Origin of the sequence: Bacillus sp. FSL E2-8900, from assembly GCF_037966225.1 — a bacterium.
Lineage (GTDB): Bacteria > Bacillota > Bacilli > Bacillales > Bacillaceae_G > Bacillus_A > Bacillus_A cereus.
Genome location: NZ_CP150193.1, coordinates 3706765 through 3724022, shown reverse-complemented (window position 1 = coordinate 3724022; position 17258 = coordinate 3706765). Strand labels below are relative to the sequence as shown.

Genomic DNA, 17258 nt, shown 5'->3' with positions numbered 1-17258 from the left:
TATTAGTGGTTTTCATATGTTTTCTTAGAAAAAGAACAATAAAAATTGTAAGCGCTATTTTAAATTGAGATAGAATCTGTTATCATTCATTAATGAAAACGTTTGCGCCTTAAAAAAGAGAAAAATGAATGATGAATGAAATGGGGTAGCATAATGGAAAAACAATGGTGGAAAGAAAGTGTAGTATATCAAATTTATCCTCGTAGCTTTATGGATAGTAATGGTGATGGTATAGGAGATCTTCAAGGGATTATTTCAAAGCTAGATTACTTAAAAGAGTTAGGGATTGATGTGATTTGGTTATCACCAGTCTATGAATCTCCAAATGATGATAATGGTTATGATATAAGCGATTATTGTAAAATTATGAACGAGTTCGGAACAATGGAAGATTGGGATGAGCTATTACATGAAATGCATGAACGTAATATGAAACTTATGATGGACTTAGTTGTTAATCATACTTCGGATGAACATAATTGGTTTATTGAATCACGTAAATCAAAAGATAATAAATATAGAGATTACTATATATGGCGCCCTGGAAAAGAAGGAAAAGAGCCGAATAACTGGGGAGCAGCGTTTAGTGGATCAGCATGGCAGTATGATGAAATGACAGATGAATATTATTTACATCTGTTTTCTAAAAAACAGCCAGATTTAAATTGGGATAATGAAAAGGTAAGACAAGATGTTTATGAAATGATGAAGTTTTGGTTAGAAAAAGGAATTGATGGCTTCCGTATGGATGTTATTAATTTTATTTCTAAAGAAGAGGGATTACCAGCTGTTGAAACAGAAGAAGAGGGGTATGTTTCAGGTCATAAGCATTTTATGAACGGTCCAAACATTCATAAATATTTACATGAAATGAATGAGGAAGTATTATCGCATTATGATATTATGACGGTTGGTGAAATGCCTGGTGTAACGACAGAAGAAGCGAAATTGTATACTGGAGAAGAACGAAAAGAATTGCAAATGGTATTCCAATTTGAACATATGGATTTAGATTCAGGAGAAGGTGGAAAGTGGGATGTAAAACCATGCTCACTTCTTACTTTAAAAGAGAATTTAACAAAGTGGCAAAAAGCATTAGAGCATACCGGATGGAATAGCCTTTATTGGAATAATCATGATCAGCCTCGCGTTGTATCTCGTTTTGGTAATGATGGAATGTATCGCATTGAATCAGCAAAAATGTTAGCGACAGTTCTTCATATGATGAAAGGAACGCCATATATTTATCAAGGAGAGGAAATCGGAATGACGAACGTTCGGTTCCAATCAATTGATGAATATCGAGATATTGAAACGTTAAATATGTATAAAGAAAAAGTGATAGACCATGGTGAAGATATAGAAAAAGTAATGGAATCTATTTATATAAAGGGTCGTGATAATGCTAGAACTCCGATGCAGTGGAATGATCAGAATCACGCTGGATTTACAAAAGGTGAACCTTGGATTACTGTAAATCCTAACTATAAAGAGATTAATGTGAAACAAGCAATCCAAGATGAAGGTTCAATTTTTTATTACTATAAGAAATTAATTGAACTACGCAAAAATAATGAAATAGTTGTGTATGGATCATATGATTTAATATTAGATAATGACCCTTCTATTTTTGCTTATGTAAGAACATATGGAGATGAAAAACTACTTGTCATTGCAAACTTTACTGCGGATGAAAGTGTATTTGAAATGCCTAAGGATATTAGTTATAGTGAATCAGAGTTATTTATACACAATTACGATGTAGAAATCGGATCAATAGATAACATTCCATTACGTCCGTATGAAGCGATAGTGTTCAAATTGAAATAAGAAAAAGCCTTATGCCACTTCAAACTTGGCATAAGGCTTTTTTGGATTACCATTTTAATATGGAGAATCCATATGGAGGAAGTGTAACTTGTAATACACTTGCTTCTGCTGAAAATTCTTCGTTTGTATAAATGTTAATTATTTTCTTACCAGTAACATGAAGAGGGAGTGAAACTGTAACTTCACTATTAGTAGGGTTTAAAACGAAAAAGATAGTTTCATCCTCATATGTTTTCGTATAAGAAATATAATTATGTTCATCATTTGCTTCGATGAATTGAAAAGTACCATGTCCTCCAAATGCTTTATGTTGTTTCCGTAATAAAATCAATGTTTGTATATGGGTAAATAATGCATGATCTTGTTCTTTAGTATCCCAAATCATACATTTACGGCAATCAGGGTCCATGCCGCCATCCATACCAATTTCATCTCCGTAATAAATACAAGGAGAGCCGATGAAAGAAAGATGGAATACATAGAGCAATTTCAACTTATTTTTATCTCCGTTGCATGTTGTTAAAATTCTTGGAGTATCATGGCTGTCTAATAAATGAAATGCTGCTTCATTTACATTCATAGAGTAGGAATGTAGAGATTCTGTAATTTGCTTCATGAATTCACTTGCTTTAATGGAATCGTTAGCAAAGTAAGAAAGTAGAGCGTTTGTAACAGGATAGCTCATGACAGCATCAAATTGATCGCCTTGTAGCCACGGAAGGGCATCGTGCCAAATTTCTCCCAAAATATATACTTCAGGATTTAGTGTCTTTATTTCAGTTCGGAATTCTCTCCAAAAGTTGTGATCGACTTCATTGGCGACATCAAGGCGCCAGCCATCTATATTGAATTCTCGTACCCAATAACGTCCTACTTCAAGTAAGTATTCTTTTACATCTGGATGAGCTGTATTTAATTTTGGCATATACGGTGTAAAGGCGAAAGTATCATAATTTGGAAGTGGTTCTGTTATAATCGGAAATTCATGAATGTGGAACCACTCTTTATATGCGGACTTCTCACCATTCTCTAGTACGTCTTGAAATTTCTCGAAAAAGTATCCACTATGATTAAACACAGCATCGAGCATTACTTTTATACCGTGCTTATGACATTCTTCAACGAGCTCTTTAAAAGTTTCTTTCGTCCCAAATTGTGGGTCAATTTCCATATAGTCAATTGTGTCATATTTATGGTTTGAATGAGCTTTGAAAATAGGTGTGAAATATATTCCGGAAATGCCAAGCTTAACAAGGTAATCAAGGTTTTGAATAACACCAGAAAAATCTCCGCCGAAAAAGTTAGTTGGAGTTGGATTCGCACTTCCCCAAGGGAGGGTGTTTTCTGGATTCAGCGTACTATCGCCATTAGCGAATCGCTCAGGGAAAATCTGATACCAAATGGTGTCTTTAATCCAAGATGGTGCTTTGAATACATCATCTGCATGAATAAATGGAAAACAGAAAAAGTTACCAACATCATCATTTGGAATGCTAGAAAAGAATCCTCGCTCTGCATAAATAAGAGTGTCTGTTTCAGATTTTAATTCAAACCCATAACGTAAGCGCTTAAATTTTGGTTCGATTGAAATGAACCAATAATCAAATAATGCAGTAGAACCCGTTTTTTTCATGGGTGTACTTGCTGATATCCATTTCCCGTCTTTCCATTCGTAAGGATCACCGTAAATAAGATCGGCGCTTTGAATATCATCTCTCTTAGTACGTACTCGGATGTGAATTGTTTGTTCATCATAAGCGTATGCATAATTATCTTTCGGCCTATGATAAATGGCTTCTTTAAACATATAGAAAATCCCCCTTCAATATCTCTATACATAGTATTCCCTTAAGTGTAATAATAAAGCCTATATTGCAAACGATTGCCTTTCTCGTAGCTTTAATATTGCTTATAAGAGTAGTATTCATTTCATATAAAGTCAATGTATAAAGAGTATAATGACATAATTTTTAAATTAATATTTGCAAAATGAATAAAAGAATGTATAATGATAGACAAATAGCGCAAACGTTTTCATAGATTGAGATATTGTTTGCGCTTCAATTAAACTATTAAATGCAAACGTTTTCAGTTACTGAGGTACATAGACAATTTAGGGAGGTTTTTGGGATGAAGAAAGCATTATCATTATTAACGGTTTCAGCATTATCTATTGGTATGTTATCTGCATGTGGGCCGAAAGATTCAGGGAAAAAAGAGGAAAGTAAAGCGAAAAAAGACTATGATCTTCTTGTTTGGGAAGATGATAAAAAAGGTGTTGGTTTAGAACCAGCAGTGAAAAGCTTTGAGGAAAAATATAAAGTAAAAGTAAAAGTTGTTGAAATGCAAATGACAGATCAAGTGAAGAAGTTACGCCTTGATGGGCCAGCGGGGACTGGACCAGATGTTGTAACATTGCCACACGATCAAATCGGAAATGCAGTAACAGAAGGTTTACTTTCTGAAGTGAAAGCAGATGATGCTGTAAAGAGTAAATTTACTAATTCATCAATAGAAGCACAGACATATAATGGGAAATTATATGGTTTACCAAAAGCAATTGAGACACCAGTCTTTATTTACAATAAAAAACTAATGCCAAAAGCGCCAGAAACGATGGACGAGCTGTTTAACTTCTCAAAAGAATTTACGAAAGATGGCAAGTACGGATTTTTAGCATTAGGAGATAACTTCTACTTTGCTAATGCATTCATGGCAGGTATGGGCGGTTATGTATTTGGTGAAAAAGATGGAAAGCCAAATGCAAGTGATGTTGGATTAAATAATAGCGGAGCAGTACAAGGTGCTGAATATCTTCAAAAATGGTACAAGGAAAAATTATTCCCAAAAGGTATTATCGGTGAATCAGGTGGGCCTGCTGCTGATGGACTATTCAATGAAGGAAAAGCAGCTTCTATCATGAATGGCCCATGGGCGTTCCAAGCAATGGAAAAGAACGGGATTGATTATGGCGTTGCTCCAATGCCGAAATTACCAAATGGTCAACCAATGAAAACGTTTGTTGGGGTTAAAGGATGGCATGTAACAAGTTTCTCTAAACAAAATGATTTAGCTACAAAATTCACTGAGTGGGTAACAAATGAAGAAAACGCAAAAATTCGATTTGAGAAAACAAAAGAAATTCCTCCAGTAAAATCAGTAATGGAAGATCCAATTATTAAAGATAACGAAGCTGCAAAAGCAGTTGCAACGCAATCTGAAAATGGAATTCCAATGCCAAACATTCCAGAAATGCAAGAAGTTTGGAAACCAGCTGGAGATGCGCTTCAATTAGTTGTTACAGATAAAGAGGCACCAAAAGCGGCGCTTGATAGTGCAGTGAAACAAATTAAAGGTAATATTGAGGCAAATCATAACAAGAAAAAATAAGGTGAAATTCGTGCCTCGAATATGAGAGGCACGAATTCTCTCCCTTCCATGTAGGAAGAAAAAAGGGGGAAGGAACATGCAAACATCTATGGAACCAGCAAATGGGTTAAACCATTCAAAGCATAGGAAAATGGCAACCATGTTATCAATCATTCCAGGCGTGGGCCAAATGTATAATAAACAATTTGTAAAAGGTCTTATTTTTCTAGTATTAACAGGTTCATTTATTGTAGCCTTTGCTGATTTATTAAATATGGGATTATGGGGTATTGTAACGCTTGGTACAGAAGTTCCACGTGACCATTCTGTTTTTCTATTAGTAGAAGGAATCTTGGCCCTTATCGTTATCGCTTTTGGGCTCGGCATATATGCATTTAACTTATATGATGCATACCAAAATGGAAAGAAACGTGATAGCGGAACACCGTTAAATTCTGTAAAAGAGCAATACCGTAATTTGTTAGATCAAGGTTTTCCTTATTTAATGGTTTCACCAGGTTTTCTACTACTTATCTTTGTGGTTGTATTTCCAATCATCTTCGTAATTTTAATTGGATTTACAAACTATGATTTATATCATTCTCCTCCAGCTAAATTAGTAGATTGGGTGGGCTTTAAAAACTTTATTGATATTTTCACTTTACCGATGTGGAGAGAGACATTTGTAAGTGTATTCTCTTGGACTGTTATTTGGACATTCGTTGCAACAACATTACAAGTTGCACTTGGTATTTTCTTAGCGATTATCGTAAATCAGCCCGGTATTAAAGGAAAGGCGATTATTCGAACAATCTTCATTTTACCGTGGGCGGTTCCAGCATTCGTATCTATTCTTGTTTTCTCTGGTATGTTTAATGAAACATTCGGAGCGATTAACAATCAAGTATTAGCTTTATTCGGAATTGAAAAGATTGCTTGGATGACAGATCCATTTTGGGCGAAGATTGCTTTAATTATGATTCAAACGTGGCTTGGGTTCCCGTTTATCTTTGCGATGACAACAGGTATACTGCAATCGATTCCGGGAGAATTATATGAAGCGGCTACAGTAGATGGAGCGACAGCTTGGCAACAGTTTCGCAAAATTACATTGCCACTTGTGTTATATGCAACAGCACCAATATTAATTACGCAATATACGTTTAACTTTAATAACTTTAGTATCATCTATCTATTTAACGGTGGAGGTCCTGCTGTAGCTGGACAAGACGCAGGTGGAACGGATATTTTAATTTCATGGATTTATAAGTTAACGATGACTTCAGCGCAGTATGGAAAAGCAGCAGCTCTTACAATGATATTATCGTTAATTGTTATTACAGTTGCGTTATGGCAATTTAAGAGAACAAAATCATTCCAAGAAGAGGATATGATGTAAATGAATATTAAAAGACAGAAGATGTTACGTCTCTCATTAAGTTATTTAGTTATTTTCGTAATGTGTGCCATCATTTTCTATCCGTTATTATGGATTATTGGCTCATCGTTTAATCCGGGTGATAGTTTATCTGGATCAAGTATTATTCCACAAAATGCAACGTTAGATCATTATCGTAAGTTATTAGATCTAGAGAATAGTAATTACTTACTATGGTATAAAAACACATTAAAAGTAAGTGTTTTAACGATGATTTTCTCAGTGTTAGCAATTAGCTTTACTGCTTATGCATTTTCGAGATATCGTTTTGTTGGAAGAAAAAATGGTTTATTAACATTTTTAATTCTGCAAATGATTCCAAACTTTGCAGCGTTAATTGCTTTATACGTATTAGCTCAATTAACAGGATTAATTGATACACACCTTGCATTAATTTTAATTTATGTAGGTGGGGCTATTCCGATGAATACATGGCTTATGAAAGGGTATTTTGATACGATTCCGAAAGAACTAGATGAATCAGCTCGAATGGATGGAGCAGGGCATTTTCGTATTTTTTGGCAAATCATTATGCCACTTGCAAAGCCAATCGTAGCGGTTGTAGCGTTATTTACTTTCATTGGTCCATTTACAGATTTCATTTTAGCGAGTATTATTTTGCGAACACCAGAAAATTATACTTTAGCAGTTGGATTATATGAAATGGTTGCGAAGAAATTCGGTAATGAATTTACAACGTTTGCAGCGGGTTCTGTGTTAATTGCGATCCCAATTTCAATTTTATTCCTATCACTACAAAAATACTTTATTTCTGGTTTAACAGCTGGAGGTACAAAAGGATGAAAAATGGGACATTACGTCCCATTTTTCTTTTCATCTCCCTATAAATAAGTTTATAGGGAGATGAAAAGAGATTTGACATCACATGTGAAAAGAAGTGAAATAAATAGTATATTATAGTATAGGAAAAAATAGCTATATCCCTTACAATACATGAAGAGGGAGAATAGGATTAGTTTTGCAAGATATAAGAAATGAAAGTTTATGACTTGCAATGAGTGCGAGATAAAATATATGAAAAATGGCAGAGAAATGAGAGGAGGGGGATTTTTATGACAGTTACAATTAAAGATGTGGCGAAGCAAGCGAATGTGGCACCATCAACAGTTTCTCGTGTAATTGCTGATAATCCAAGTATAAGTGAAAAGACAAAGCGCCGTGTTAGGAAAGTGATGAGTGAATTAGGGTATCATCCCAATTTAAATGCGAGAAATCTTGCGAACCAAACGACGAAAACACTTGGTCTTGTTATGCCAAGTTCTGCAAGTAAAGCTTTTCAAAATCCATTTTTCCCAGAAGTTATAAGAGGGATTAGTTCATTTGCACACGTAGAAGGTTATGCGCTTTACATGTCGACAGGTGAAACGGAAGAGGAAATTTTTAATGGTGTCGTAAAGATGGTACAGGGACGCCAAATTGGTGGCATTATTCTTTTATATTCAAGGGAGAATGATCGGATTATTCAATATTTACATGAACAAAATTTCCCGTTTGTTTTAATAGGAAAACCATATGATCGAAAAGATGAAATTACATATGTAGATAATGACAATTATACAGCTGCAAGAGAAGTGGCAGAATATTTAATTTCATTAGGGCATAAGCAAATCGCGTTCATTGGTGGTGGATCAGATTTACTTGTAACGAGAGATCGTTTAGCTGGTATGAGTGATGCCTTGAAATTAGCAGACATTGTATTACCAAAAGAATATATTTTACATTTTGATTTTTCGAGGGAAAGTGGTCAACAAGCTGTTGAGGAATTAATGGGACTGCAGCAACCGCCAACGGCAATTATGGCAACCGATGACTTAATTGGACTTGGTGTGTTAAGTGCTCTTTCTAAAAAAGGATTCGTTGTACCGAAAGATGTTTCTATTGTAAGCTTTAATAATGCTTTATTATCAGAAATTGCGAGCCCTCCACTTTCGACAGTTGATGTGAATATTTATCAGCTAGGATATGAGGCAGCAAAAGCTTTAGTTGATAAAGTAGAGAATGCAGAATCCACTGCAAAGTGTATCATTATTCCTCATAAATTACTAAAACGTCAAACTTGTGATCATTATGCATAAAAAAGCTAAGAGTTTAACTCTTAGCTTTTTTCATTAGAAAGGCTTCTAATCGGTCGCAGCCTTCTTTTAAAGTTTCGATACTATACGCATAGGACAAGCGAAGGTAGCCTTCACCGTATTCAGAGAATGCTGTTCCAGGAACTACAGCTAGTCCCGCTTCTTTGACAAGATCAAGTGCAAAATCAAATGATGAAGATGTCAAATGACCAACATATGGGAATAAGTAAAATGCACCTGTTGGCTTTTCAACTGTTAATTCCATTTGAGTGAGTCTATTATATACGTAATCACGGCGTTTTTTATATTGGTGGCGCATCATTTTTGGTGCGTCTTTAGCTGCTGTTAATGCTTCAATTGCAGCGTATTGAGCGATTGAAGTAGCACACGTTACATTGTATTGATGAACTTTTAATATGTGTCCTGCTAAATAGCTTGGTGCAAATAAAAGTCCAACACGCCAGCCAGTCATAGAATGTGATTTAGATAAACCGTTAATGACAATTGTCTTTTCACGCATTTCTGGGAAATGTGCGATAGATGTATGCTTTTGTTCATATACAAGCTCACTATAAATTTCATCTGAAAGGACGAAAATATTTTTATCTTTTAAAACATCTACAATATCTTTTAATTCTTCTGTGGATAAAGTTACACCAGTTGGATTAGAAGGATACGGTAGTACGATACATCTTGTTTTTTCTGTAATAGCATTTTTAAGCGCTTCAGCTGTTAAACGAAATCCAGTTTCACGAACATCTACAAAAATAGGCGTTGCACCGCATAATCGAATAATGGGTTCGTAACCTGGATAAATAGGAGCAGGTAAAATTACTTCTGTTCCTGGCTCTAAAATCGTTCGGAATGCAACATCAATTGCTTCGCTAGCACCGATTGTAACGATGGTTTCGTTTTCAGGTGAGTAATGTAAATCGTAGTTATCTTTTACGAAGTTACAAGCTGCCTTACGTAATTCTAGTAAACCAGCGTTATGTGTATAGCTTGTATAGTTTTCTGTAATAGCCCGTTTTGCCGCTTCTTTCACGAGAGAAGGTGTAGGGAAATCGGGTTGTCCAATTGTTAAAGAAATCAAATTATCATAGTTTTGAATCATGTTAGAGAATTGACGGATTCCAGAAATTTGGATATCCTTCACTCTAGGGTTAATGAATTGTTCCATTGTATCTCCCTTTCTTCCGTTTGAAAATTAAGTTCATTTTATCATATTTTCTATGATTACGCTTTGTATATGTTATTTAGAAAGAGAGAGAAAAGAGAAAAAAAGCCGCTATAAGCGACTTTTTAATATCCGTATTCCCAATCTATTTCATCTTCATTCCAGAGTACAGAGGATACCTTGCCAAGGTGAACAACTGATTCGTTCACAGCACATGTGCAGTTTTCTTCTCCCGCTTTATGCTGTAACTCTTCATATACTGATTTTTCAACATTTTCTAGAACAACCAAATTTTCTTCTTTTAAAACAAGCGTAGTACCCGCCATATTTATCTTCCTCCTACTAAAGTAATGATCACTTATTTGTAAACATAGATAGTATGGATTATATGCTGTATTTTGCTATAGTTGTCCGTCTAAAAAAGTATTTTTATATTTTCTTTGTAATCCGTATTCATTGTATACTGCACGAAGGAAATTTGGTACAGGGTTTACAATCATTTCGAAAATCTGTAACAATTATTATGAGTTGTTAACAAAGAATTAACAAATATGTTAAGAAAAATCAAAATTTTAAAACAAATACACCTATAAAATGATATAATCATATCAAAATACATATAGGGGATGAGAGGTTATGGAGCTTATCCGTGATTTATTGATTCAAATTGCCATCATAATTTTGCCACTATTTTTATATGAAGCGATTCGTTTAAATCGCTATCAAGAAATGCCTCCGAAGCCAAATCGTTACTTTATTATGTTTTTATCTAGCGTTACGCTCGTTCTCTCCATGACATACTCTATTTGTTTTGGCAATGTGTGTGGGTATAACTTTCATCCCATTCCAATTGTCAGTGGTTTTTTATATGCTGGGATTGTTGGTTTAATCCCAGCGGTTATTTTTGTTGCATACGAATGGTTACTAAAGGGAATGAGCTTTCTTCCAGTTTTAGAAGTAATATTTTTATTGATAGTTCCGCTATTTTTATCAAAGAAATGGTCTCTTTTTTCAAGGGATAAGAAATTAATTTTAGCATTTATGATTTCATCATTTTATGTGCTTGTTTCTTTAGTATTAGGCATGATTAATGTTCTTTTGGAAACAGGATTTACACCGTATATTTCGCAAATATATAGCGGATTTATATTTGCCTCGCTTATCATGGTCATGACAATGGTATTCCAGGTGTATTTAACTGAATATTTAAATGAAAATGCATTGCTACGTACAGAGATGCAAAAATCAGAAAAGCTTAATATTGTAAGTGAGTTAGCAGCAAGTGTGGCACATGAAGTTCGAAATCCACTAACTGTTGTTCGTGGATTTATCCAATTGCTAGAAAGTACGGAAGATGTGAAGAATAAGGATTATATGCGTCTCGTATTAGCTGAATTGGATCGGGCGGAACAAATTATTTCAGATTACTTAAATTTAGCAAGGCCACAAATTGAGAAAAAAGAACACATTTGTTTATCAGCCCAATTAATAGAAATGACCACTCTTATGTCGTCATTTGCAGCGATGCAAGGTGTATATTTACAAGTTGAAATTTCAGAAAGTCTTTATACGATTGGTGATAAGACAAAATTGAAGCAAGCCATTATGAATGTTGTTAAAAATGGTATTGAAGCAATTCAAGGAAATAAAGGATATTTAAAAGTAACAGCTATTCAAAAAGATGAAACAATCATAATAAGAGTTAAAGATAGTGGTGTTGGTATGACGAAAGAACAGTTAGCAAGGCTTGGGCAACCATATTATTCTTTAAAAGAAAAAGGGACAGGATTAGGACTTATGGTAACATTTAGTATTTTACAAGCGCATAATGGTACATTGGAATATAAGAGTGAAAGTGGAAAAGGCACTGAAGCAATTATTATATTACCAGCTGTACAAAATAAGGAATAAAAGTTACCGATGAAAGGTAACTTTTTATTTTATATTGTTTATTCATTTGTTTTTTCTTGTTTTGCTCGGCTAAATAAACTTTTAAATGATTGAAAGAAGCTTTGCTCTTTTGAGGCAGCAACCATTCTTTTTGTTTCTTGAATTTCTCGAATAACTTGCATAAGCTGTGCATCACGGTTACTGTCTTTATTATAAATTTGACTAACAAGTTTATTCATTTTTTCTTCCTGTTTGGATTCTCGTTTATACATATGATTCATTAATAAGTCCATCTTTTCTTTTTGCAGTGCATCTGTTTGAGCGGCGTGATCGACTAACTCTTGAAGCATTTTTTCTTGAGAGCCTTCTTTTACATAAACTTGTTGCATCAATTCGTCTAGTTTCTCATCCTTTAAACGATTTTGTGTAATTAAAGTAGAATTTTGATGAATAATTGCCTCATTTAATTGAGCTAGCATTTCAAGTTTTAACATGAACTCCTCAAAGTTACGCCCATCTTCTTTTTCTTTCGTTTGTATCTCTTGCTTATCTTGTATAACTGGTACAGGTGGGGCCTCTTTTTCTTTTAAAATAATCGGTATCGTTTCTGAAATATCTTCTTGTAATGTAGCAGCTCTTTCGTGTATAGATTTCAATAATTTTAAATCATCAAGTTTATAAATACGAGCATCAGCTGTTTTGGAAATCATATAACCATGTTCCTCTAACAGTTGACTATATTTGCGAACTATATGTTTTGGGATGCCTGTTTTATTCGTGACATCTTTCGTTTTATAGGTAGCTTCCATCATATTTCCTCCCCAAAAAGTATCGTATATATCATTTCAATCTTTTATGAGGACTTCCTTTGAAAAAGAATGTCGGAAGGCTATTAGTTTTCTACAGCATTAGTGAAAAAATGAAAATTTTTGGCGGAATGGCAAGGAATAACTAAAATAATGTCTGAAAACATATACAGGAGAAGTTTGTTATAATAACGGAGGAAAAGAAACTGGTAGAAACATGGAGGTATACATGAAGCAATTAAAAGGTATTATCATTTCAATTATCGCAATTCTGTCTATTTTAGTAGCAGTTTATGAAGTACTTGTGCCAGAGGAAACAAGTGTAAAGAAAACGAATACGTATGATCAAGTGTTAGAATTTCCGAAAGAACGTTATCCAGAGACAGGAAAACATATTACGGATGCTATAAAAGAAGGGCATTCAGAAGTTTGTACAATCGATCGTGGTGGTGCTGCAGATAGAAGGAAATTGTCGTTAGCACCATATCCATCAAAAAAAGGGTATGATCGTGATGAATGGCCAATGGCGATGTGCAAGGAAGGCGGAAAAGGAGCACATATTGAATATATAAGTCCGGCGGATAACCGTGGAGCAGGCTCTTGGGTAGGGAATAAGTTAGATAAATACCCAGATGGTACGCGAGTAAAATTTGAAGTGAAGTAGTAGTTGTATATTTCATAATGAAGGAGAAGGGGAACTATGGAGTTAACGATTTCTTATTCGCAATTAATGTTGATGAACTATGACGGTGAGCAGCCTTATGTAGATTGGACTGATGAAGATTTTGAAAGAGGTTATGCTAAGGCAGATGGAACTGTTATTTTTGAAGCACTTTCTGATTATACTTGTGAAGTGAAAGTGACCCCAGGGAAACATATTGAAAAAGAAGAAGTAGTTAGAACGATTACGGTTCCTTTTACAGTTGAAAATGAAAGTATCGTTATAACGAGTATTCTTTCTAATAAATTTCAAATACCTATTCCAAATGGTGAGTATACAGTTGTATTACAAGCAATTCCTCTTGAAGAGCCAACGGATGATGAATTATATAAAATACAATATGAATTCTTTTTTGAAAGTAAAGAATAAAAAATGGGTTATCCTGAGAAAAGGATAACCCATTTTTGTTATGCGTTTGTTTTTAAAAGGGAACGAGCATCTTTCGCTGCTTGCACCATATGTTCTAAAGCTGGAATAACTTCTTCTGTTCTTCTCGTTTTTAAACCACAATCAGGATTAATCCAGAAATATTTAGGATCACATACTTCTAAAGATTGTTCTACGATTGTATACATTTCATCTTTACTCGGTACACGTGGGCTATGAATATCATATACACCTAGGCCGATGCCTTTTTCATATGTTGTATGTTTTAATGTATCAATAAATTCTCCGTGACTTCTTGATGTTTCGATAGAAATTACATCTGCATCTAATGCGCGAATCGCGTCAACAATATCTTCGAAGTTACTGTAACACATATGAGTATGAATTTGTGTTTCATTTGCTACAGAAGAAGTTGCTAAAAGGAAGGATTGTACTGCCCATGTAATATAAGCATCCCAATCTTTTTCTTTTAGTGGCATTCCTTCACGAAGTGCGGGCTCATCGACTTGGATTACTCTAATTCCGGAAGATTCAAGTAGTTCAATTTCGTGACGAAGAGCTAGTGCAATTTGATACGAAACTTCTTTTCTTGGAATATCATTTCGAACGAAGGACCAATTTAAAATTGTAACAGGTCCGGTTAACATTCCTTTTACAACTTTCTCTGTTAAGCTTTGCGCATAAACTGTTTCCTTAATAGTCATGCCGTTAATAAAGGCTACATCACCATAAATAACAGGTGGTTTTACGCAGCGGGAACCGTATGATTGTACCCAACCGTTTTTAGTGAATGAGAAACCAGCAAGACGCTCACCAAAATATTCGACCATGTCAGTTCTTTCAAATTCACCATGTACAAGGACATCAAGCCCAATTTCTTCTTGGTAACGAATCCATTTTTCTGTCTCTTTTTCAATAAATTGTTCATATTGTTCATTTGAAATAACACCGTTACGCCATTCTTTTCGCGTTTGACGAACTTCAGTTGTTTGCGGGAAGCTACCAATAGTCGTTGTTGGTAATAGCGGTAACTCTAGAGCAACTTGTTGTAATTCGTATCGTTTTTCAAATGGAAGAGGACGTGAAAAATCTTCTTCTTTTAGTGCTGTTCGTGCTGCTTTGACATCTTCTCGGTTACGTGCAGCAGATGAACGAATTGTATGATGTACGTTTCGATATGTTTCCAGCTCATTACTAATGCTTTCTGTACCTTGAGTGAGAGCGGAATGAATAAGAACTAACTCTTCTAATTTTTGATTTGCAAATGCTAACGCATCAAACAGCTCAGTCGATAAGTGAGTTTCTTCTGTTTTATCGATTGGTGTATGCAATAAGCTACAAGAAGGCTGAACGATGATATCTTTCGTTTGGACTTGTTTTTGTAACGTTGTAAATAACTCAAGAACTTCATCAAGGTCAGCTCTCCAAATGTTACGGCCATCTATACAACCGACAGCTAAAGTTTTATCAGCTGGGAATCCATATTTTGAAATAGCATTTAGATTACCTTCTTTACCATGAATGAAATCTAATCCAATACCGGATACCGGGAATGTAATAATTTCTTCATAGTTTTCTTCTACGCTATCAAAATATGTTTGTAAAAGAAGAGTCGCATTTGGAACTTCTTTACGAATAGCTTCATAAATTTCTTTTGCTTGTTGAACTTCTTTTTTAGTTAAAGAAGCGAAAATCGGTTCATCAACTTGAATGGCTGGTGCACCAGCTGTATGTAGTTCTGAAAGCAGTTGTACGTAAGGTGCAACTAACTGTTTTAAAATGGTAGGAAATTGTTCTTGTGTATAGCCTTTAGCTAATTTTAAGAAAGTATATGGTCCTAAAATAACAGGCTTTCCATCTACTCCTAATTCTTGTTTTGCCTCTTCGTATAAGCGAAGGGGACGATTATCTTTTAAAGAGATTTGTAATCCCTCTTCATATTCAGGAACGATATAGTGATAGTTTGTGTTAAACCATTTTGTCATTTCGGAAGCTACGTGATCTTTAGAGCCACGCGCCATTGCGAAATATACATCAAGGTAAGATGTAAACTCAGAAAAACGTGATGGAATAAATCCTAGCATATAGGCAGTATCCAAAACGTGATCATAATATGTAAAGTCGCCAATTGGAATGAGTTCAATCCCTTTTTCTTGCTGTACTTTTACGTGTTGAAGGCGAATTTCTTTCATTGTTGTTAAAAATTGTTCTTCATCGATTTTATTGGACCAAAAAGCTTCCAATGTTTTTTTCCACTCTCGTTGTAGTCCGATACGTGGATAACCTAAGTTACTTGTTTGAATTGCCATTTTAAATTCCTCCCTAATTGAAAGTAAGCATTTCCGTTTACTAGGAAATACCTATAACAAAAAGTACAAAGACATAGAAAATAAGCCTTCCTTTTTGTTTTAACACCTCATCATCATCCGTGAATCTATCAGTGTTGTTAAAACAGGCAGGTCTCCTGACTTATGCTTCATATAATTTCTTTTACCTTCCCGTTTTCACAGTGGCACCAAAAAGAAATCTCAGCATTTACAGTGGCGGGACCGTGTTGGAGTTTCACCAAGCTTCCCTTTTAAACACGAAACAAAACTTTCGTGTACCTATTTTCCTTTTGAAAGGAATTTAACAAGCGATATGATATTGAAACAAATTTTAACATAATTTTTGGAATTTTGTCTACTGTTTTAAAATAAGAAAATTCTAAAGTTTTTATTTCTTAGTATTCTGACTTTTTATATTCTGGAGTAACGAATAATATTACAGTATGAAAAGAGAAATTGAGCTATGAAAGAAGTAGGGATGTCTTCTTTCATAGCTCAATCTTCATCTATAGCAACTTCTGAAAGTCGGCCTGCTATAGCATCTTTAAGGAGGGTGTTTAGCCATTGTAATTCAACTGTAATATGCTCAATTACACTTTGCAAAATATATAGTTGTGCACGTGGAACCTTTCCTTTATTACAATCATATATCGTTTGCATAGTATGTAAATATTGAAGAGTATCGTTTTTCTTTTTTTCTAAAATAGGAACTAATTCGTGATCATTGCTAAAGTGAGCGAAAGATAAGGCTGAATAAATAGGTTTATATATTTGGTTTTTGGCTTCGAATTGTTTTAATAGTAAAGTGTGGAATAGTTTTTTGCCTTCTTCTGTTATATGAAAAATCGTTTTGTCAGGTCGATTTGTGTCTCTAATTACATTTGTAATATGAATTGCCCCTTGCTTTTCTAATTGCTCGAAGGCGTAATAAAGTGATCCTTTAGCATATTTAATGTAACAATCCATTTGTCGTTCTTTCATAATATGCTGCACTTCATATGGATGTTTATCTCCTTCGAGTAGCAAGCCGAGAATGACTAATTTCATGCTCATGCTGTCTCAACTCCTGTATATAAAAACTTTATCCAGTAAGATCCCCACCCAAAAATTCAGCGGAAGCAAAGAAGTTAGGTGGGGATTAACTGCCCGTAAAAGCCCGATTGGTGTGGGCTAATAATCAGTGGGGGATGAACATCCCCCACTGATTAAAGTTTCACTTT

Annotated in this window: 14 protein-coding genes and 1 riboswitch; of the genes, 8 read left to right on the top strand and 6 right to left on the bottom strand. The window is 34.6% G+C overall.

All coding sequences use genetic code 11. The annotated features are described in order from the left end of the window. Nucleotides 1-153: 153 nt before the first annotated feature. On the top strand, nt 154-1830 hold the full coding sequence (malL, locus tag NST90_RS18885) for an oligo-1,6-glucosidase (RefSeq protein WP_000415178.1): 1677 nt from the start codon (nt 154-156) through the stop codon (nt 1828-1830). Nucleotides 1831-1876: 46 nt separating this feature from the next. Here malL and NST90_RS18880 read toward each other — a convergent pair whose 3' ends face one another. Beyond that, nucleotides 1877-3637 carry an alpha-glycosidase gene (locus tag NST90_RS18880; protein WP_000471775.1) on the bottom strand — a complete coding sequence of 587 codons (1761 nt, stop codon included), beginning with the start codon at nt 3635-3637 and terminating at the stop codon, nt 1877-1879. Between the two features lie 323 nt (nt 3638-3960). Here NST90_RS18880 and NST90_RS18875 point away from each other — a divergent pair, with 323 nt between their 5' ends. From NST90_RS18875 to malR, 4 genes are all read left to right on the top strand, one after another. Further along, on the top strand, nt 3961-5220 hold the full coding sequence (locus tag NST90_RS18875) for an extracellular solute-binding protein (protein WP_000709923.1): 1260 nt from the start codon (nt 3961-3963) through the stop codon (nt 5218-5220). Nucleotides 5221-5296: 76 nt separating this feature from the next. Continuing rightward, complete coding sequence (gene malC / locus NST90_RS18870) at nt 5297-6598, top strand: maltosaccharide ABC transporter permease MalC (RefSeq protein WP_001194996.1); 1302 nt, start codon at nt 5297-5299, stop codon at nt 6596-6598. Further along, nucleotides 6599-7441 carry a maltosaccharide ABC transporter permease MalD gene (gene malD, locus NST90_RS18865; protein WP_001022608.1) on the top strand — a complete coding sequence of 281 codons (843 nt, stop codon included), beginning with the start codon at nt 6599-6601 and terminating at the stop codon, nt 7439-7441. Nucleotides 7442-7710: 269 nt separating this feature from the next. Further along, nucleotides 7711-8733, top strand: a complete 1023-nt coding sequence (gene malR / locus NST90_RS18860; RefSeq protein WP_000219053.1) for a maltose operon transcriptional repressor MalR — start codon at nt 7711-7713, stop codon at nt 8731-8733. A gap of 13 nt (nt 8734-8746) precedes the next feature. Here malR and NST90_RS18855 read toward each other — a convergent pair whose 3' ends face one another. Together NST90_RS18855 and NST90_RS18850 are read right to left on the bottom strand one after the other, a co-directional pair. Beyond that, a complete protein-coding gene (locus NST90_RS18855; protein ID WP_000434577.1) occupies nt 8747-9910 on the bottom strand; it encodes an aminotransferase A in 1164 nt (387 codons plus the stop codon). A 122-nt stretch (nt 9911-10032) separates the two neighbouring features. Then, nucleotides 10033-10233 carry a hypothetical protein gene (locus NST90_RS18850; protein WP_000929280.1) on the bottom strand — a complete coding sequence of 67 codons (201 nt, stop codon included), beginning with the start codon at nt 10231-10233 and terminating at the stop codon, nt 10033-10035. A 310-nt stretch (nt 10234-10543) separates the two neighbouring features. Here NST90_RS18850 and kinB point away from each other — a divergent pair, with 310 nt between their 5' ends. Beyond that, complete coding sequence (kinB, locus tag NST90_RS18845; RefSeq protein ID WP_283748080.1) at nt 10544-11818, top strand: sporulation sensor histidine kinase KinB; 1275 nt, start codon at nt 10544-10546, stop codon at nt 11816-11818. A gap of 38 nt (nt 11819-11856) precedes the next feature. Here the strand turns inward: kinB and NST90_RS18840 are convergent, their stop codons facing one another. Further along, entirely contained in the window at nt 11857-12606 is a 750-nt protein-coding gene (locus NST90_RS18840; RefSeq protein WP_000388471.1) for a DUF3967 domain-containing protein, read from the bottom strand. A gap of 226 nt (nt 12607-12832) precedes the next feature. Between NST90_RS18840 and nucA the strand changes: the two genes are divergently transcribed. Further along, on the top strand, nt 12833-13267 hold the full coding sequence (nucA, locus tag NST90_RS18835; protein WP_000811494.1) for a DNA-entry nuclease: 435 nt from the start codon (nt 12833-12835) through the stop codon (nt 13265-13267). A 36-nt stretch (nt 13268-13303) separates the two neighbouring features. Continuing rightward, nucleotides 13304-13693, top strand: a complete 390-nt coding sequence (comJ, locus tag NST90_RS18830) for a competence protein ComJ (RefSeq protein WP_000424030.1) — start codon at nt 13304-13306, stop codon at nt 13691-13693. Between the two features lie 38 nt (nt 13694-13731). On the opposite strand, the gene metE is transcribed toward comJ, so the two are convergent. Then, entirely contained in the window at nt 13732-16020 is a 2289-nt protein-coding gene (metE, locus tag NST90_RS18825) for a 5-methyltetrahydropteroyltriglutamate--homocysteine S-methyltransferase (protein WP_001007610.1), read from the bottom strand. A 127-nt stretch (nt 16021-16147) separates the two neighbouring features. Then, nucleotides 16148-16336: riboswitch (cobalamin riboswitch) on the bottom strand. Nucleotides 16337-16533: 197 nt separating this feature from the next. Next, nucleotides 16534-17091, bottom strand: coding sequence for a PadR family transcriptional regulator (locus NST90_RS18820; protein ID WP_000062062.1), 558 nt, complete (start codon nt 17089-17091; stop codon nt 16534-16536). Nucleotides 17092-17258 lie beyond the last annotated feature (167 nt).

Coding starts and splice junctions, on each gene's coding strand:
- malL (WP_000415178.1), top strand. CDS start 154: ATGGAAAAACAATGGTGGAAAGAAAGTGTAGTATATCAAATTTATCCT.
- NST90_RS18880 (WP_000471775.1), bottom strand. CDS start 3,637: ATGTTTAAAGAAGCCATTTATCATAGGCCGAAAGATAATTATGCATAC.
- NST90_RS18875 (WP_000709923.1), top strand. CDS start 3,961: ATGAAGAAAGCATTATCATTATTAACGGTTTCAGCATTATCTATTGGT.
- malC (WP_001194996.1), top strand. CDS start 5,297: ATGCAAACATCTATGGAACCAGCAAATGGGTTAAACCATTCAAAGCAT.
- malD (WP_001022608.1), top strand. CDS start 6,599: ATGAATATTAAAAGACAGAAGATGTTACGTCTCTCATTAAGTTATTTA.
- malR (WP_000219053.1), top strand. CDS start 7,711: ATGACAGTTACAATTAAAGATGTGGCGAAGCAAGCGAATGTGGCACCA.
- NST90_RS18855 (WP_000434577.1), bottom strand. CDS start 9,910: ATGGAACAATTCATTAACCCTAGAGTGAAGGATATCCAAATTTCTGGA.
- NST90_RS18850 (WP_000929280.1), bottom strand. CDS start 10,233: ATGGCGGGTACTACGCTTGTTTTAAAAGAAGAAAATTTGGTTGTTCTA.
- kinB (WP_283748080.1), top strand. CDS start 10,544: ATGGAGCTTATCCGTGATTTATTGATTCAAATTGCCATCATAATTTTG.
- NST90_RS18840 (WP_000388471.1), bottom strand. CDS start 12,606: ATGGAAGCTACCTATAAAACGAAAGATGTCACGAATAAAACAGGCATC.
- nucA (WP_000811494.1), top strand. CDS start 12,833: ATGAAGCAATTAAAAGGTATTATCATTTCAATTATCGCAATTCTGTCT.
- comJ (WP_000424030.1), top strand. CDS start 13,304: ATGGAGTTAACGATTTCTTATTCGCAATTAATGTTGATGAACTATGAC.
- metE (WP_001007610.1), bottom strand. CDS start 16,020: ATGGCAATTCAAACAAGTAACTTAGGTTATCCACGTATCGGACTACAA.
- NST90_RS18820 (WP_000062062.1), bottom strand. CDS start 17,091: ATGAGCATGAAATTAGTCATTCTCGGCTTGCTACTCGAAGGAGATAAA.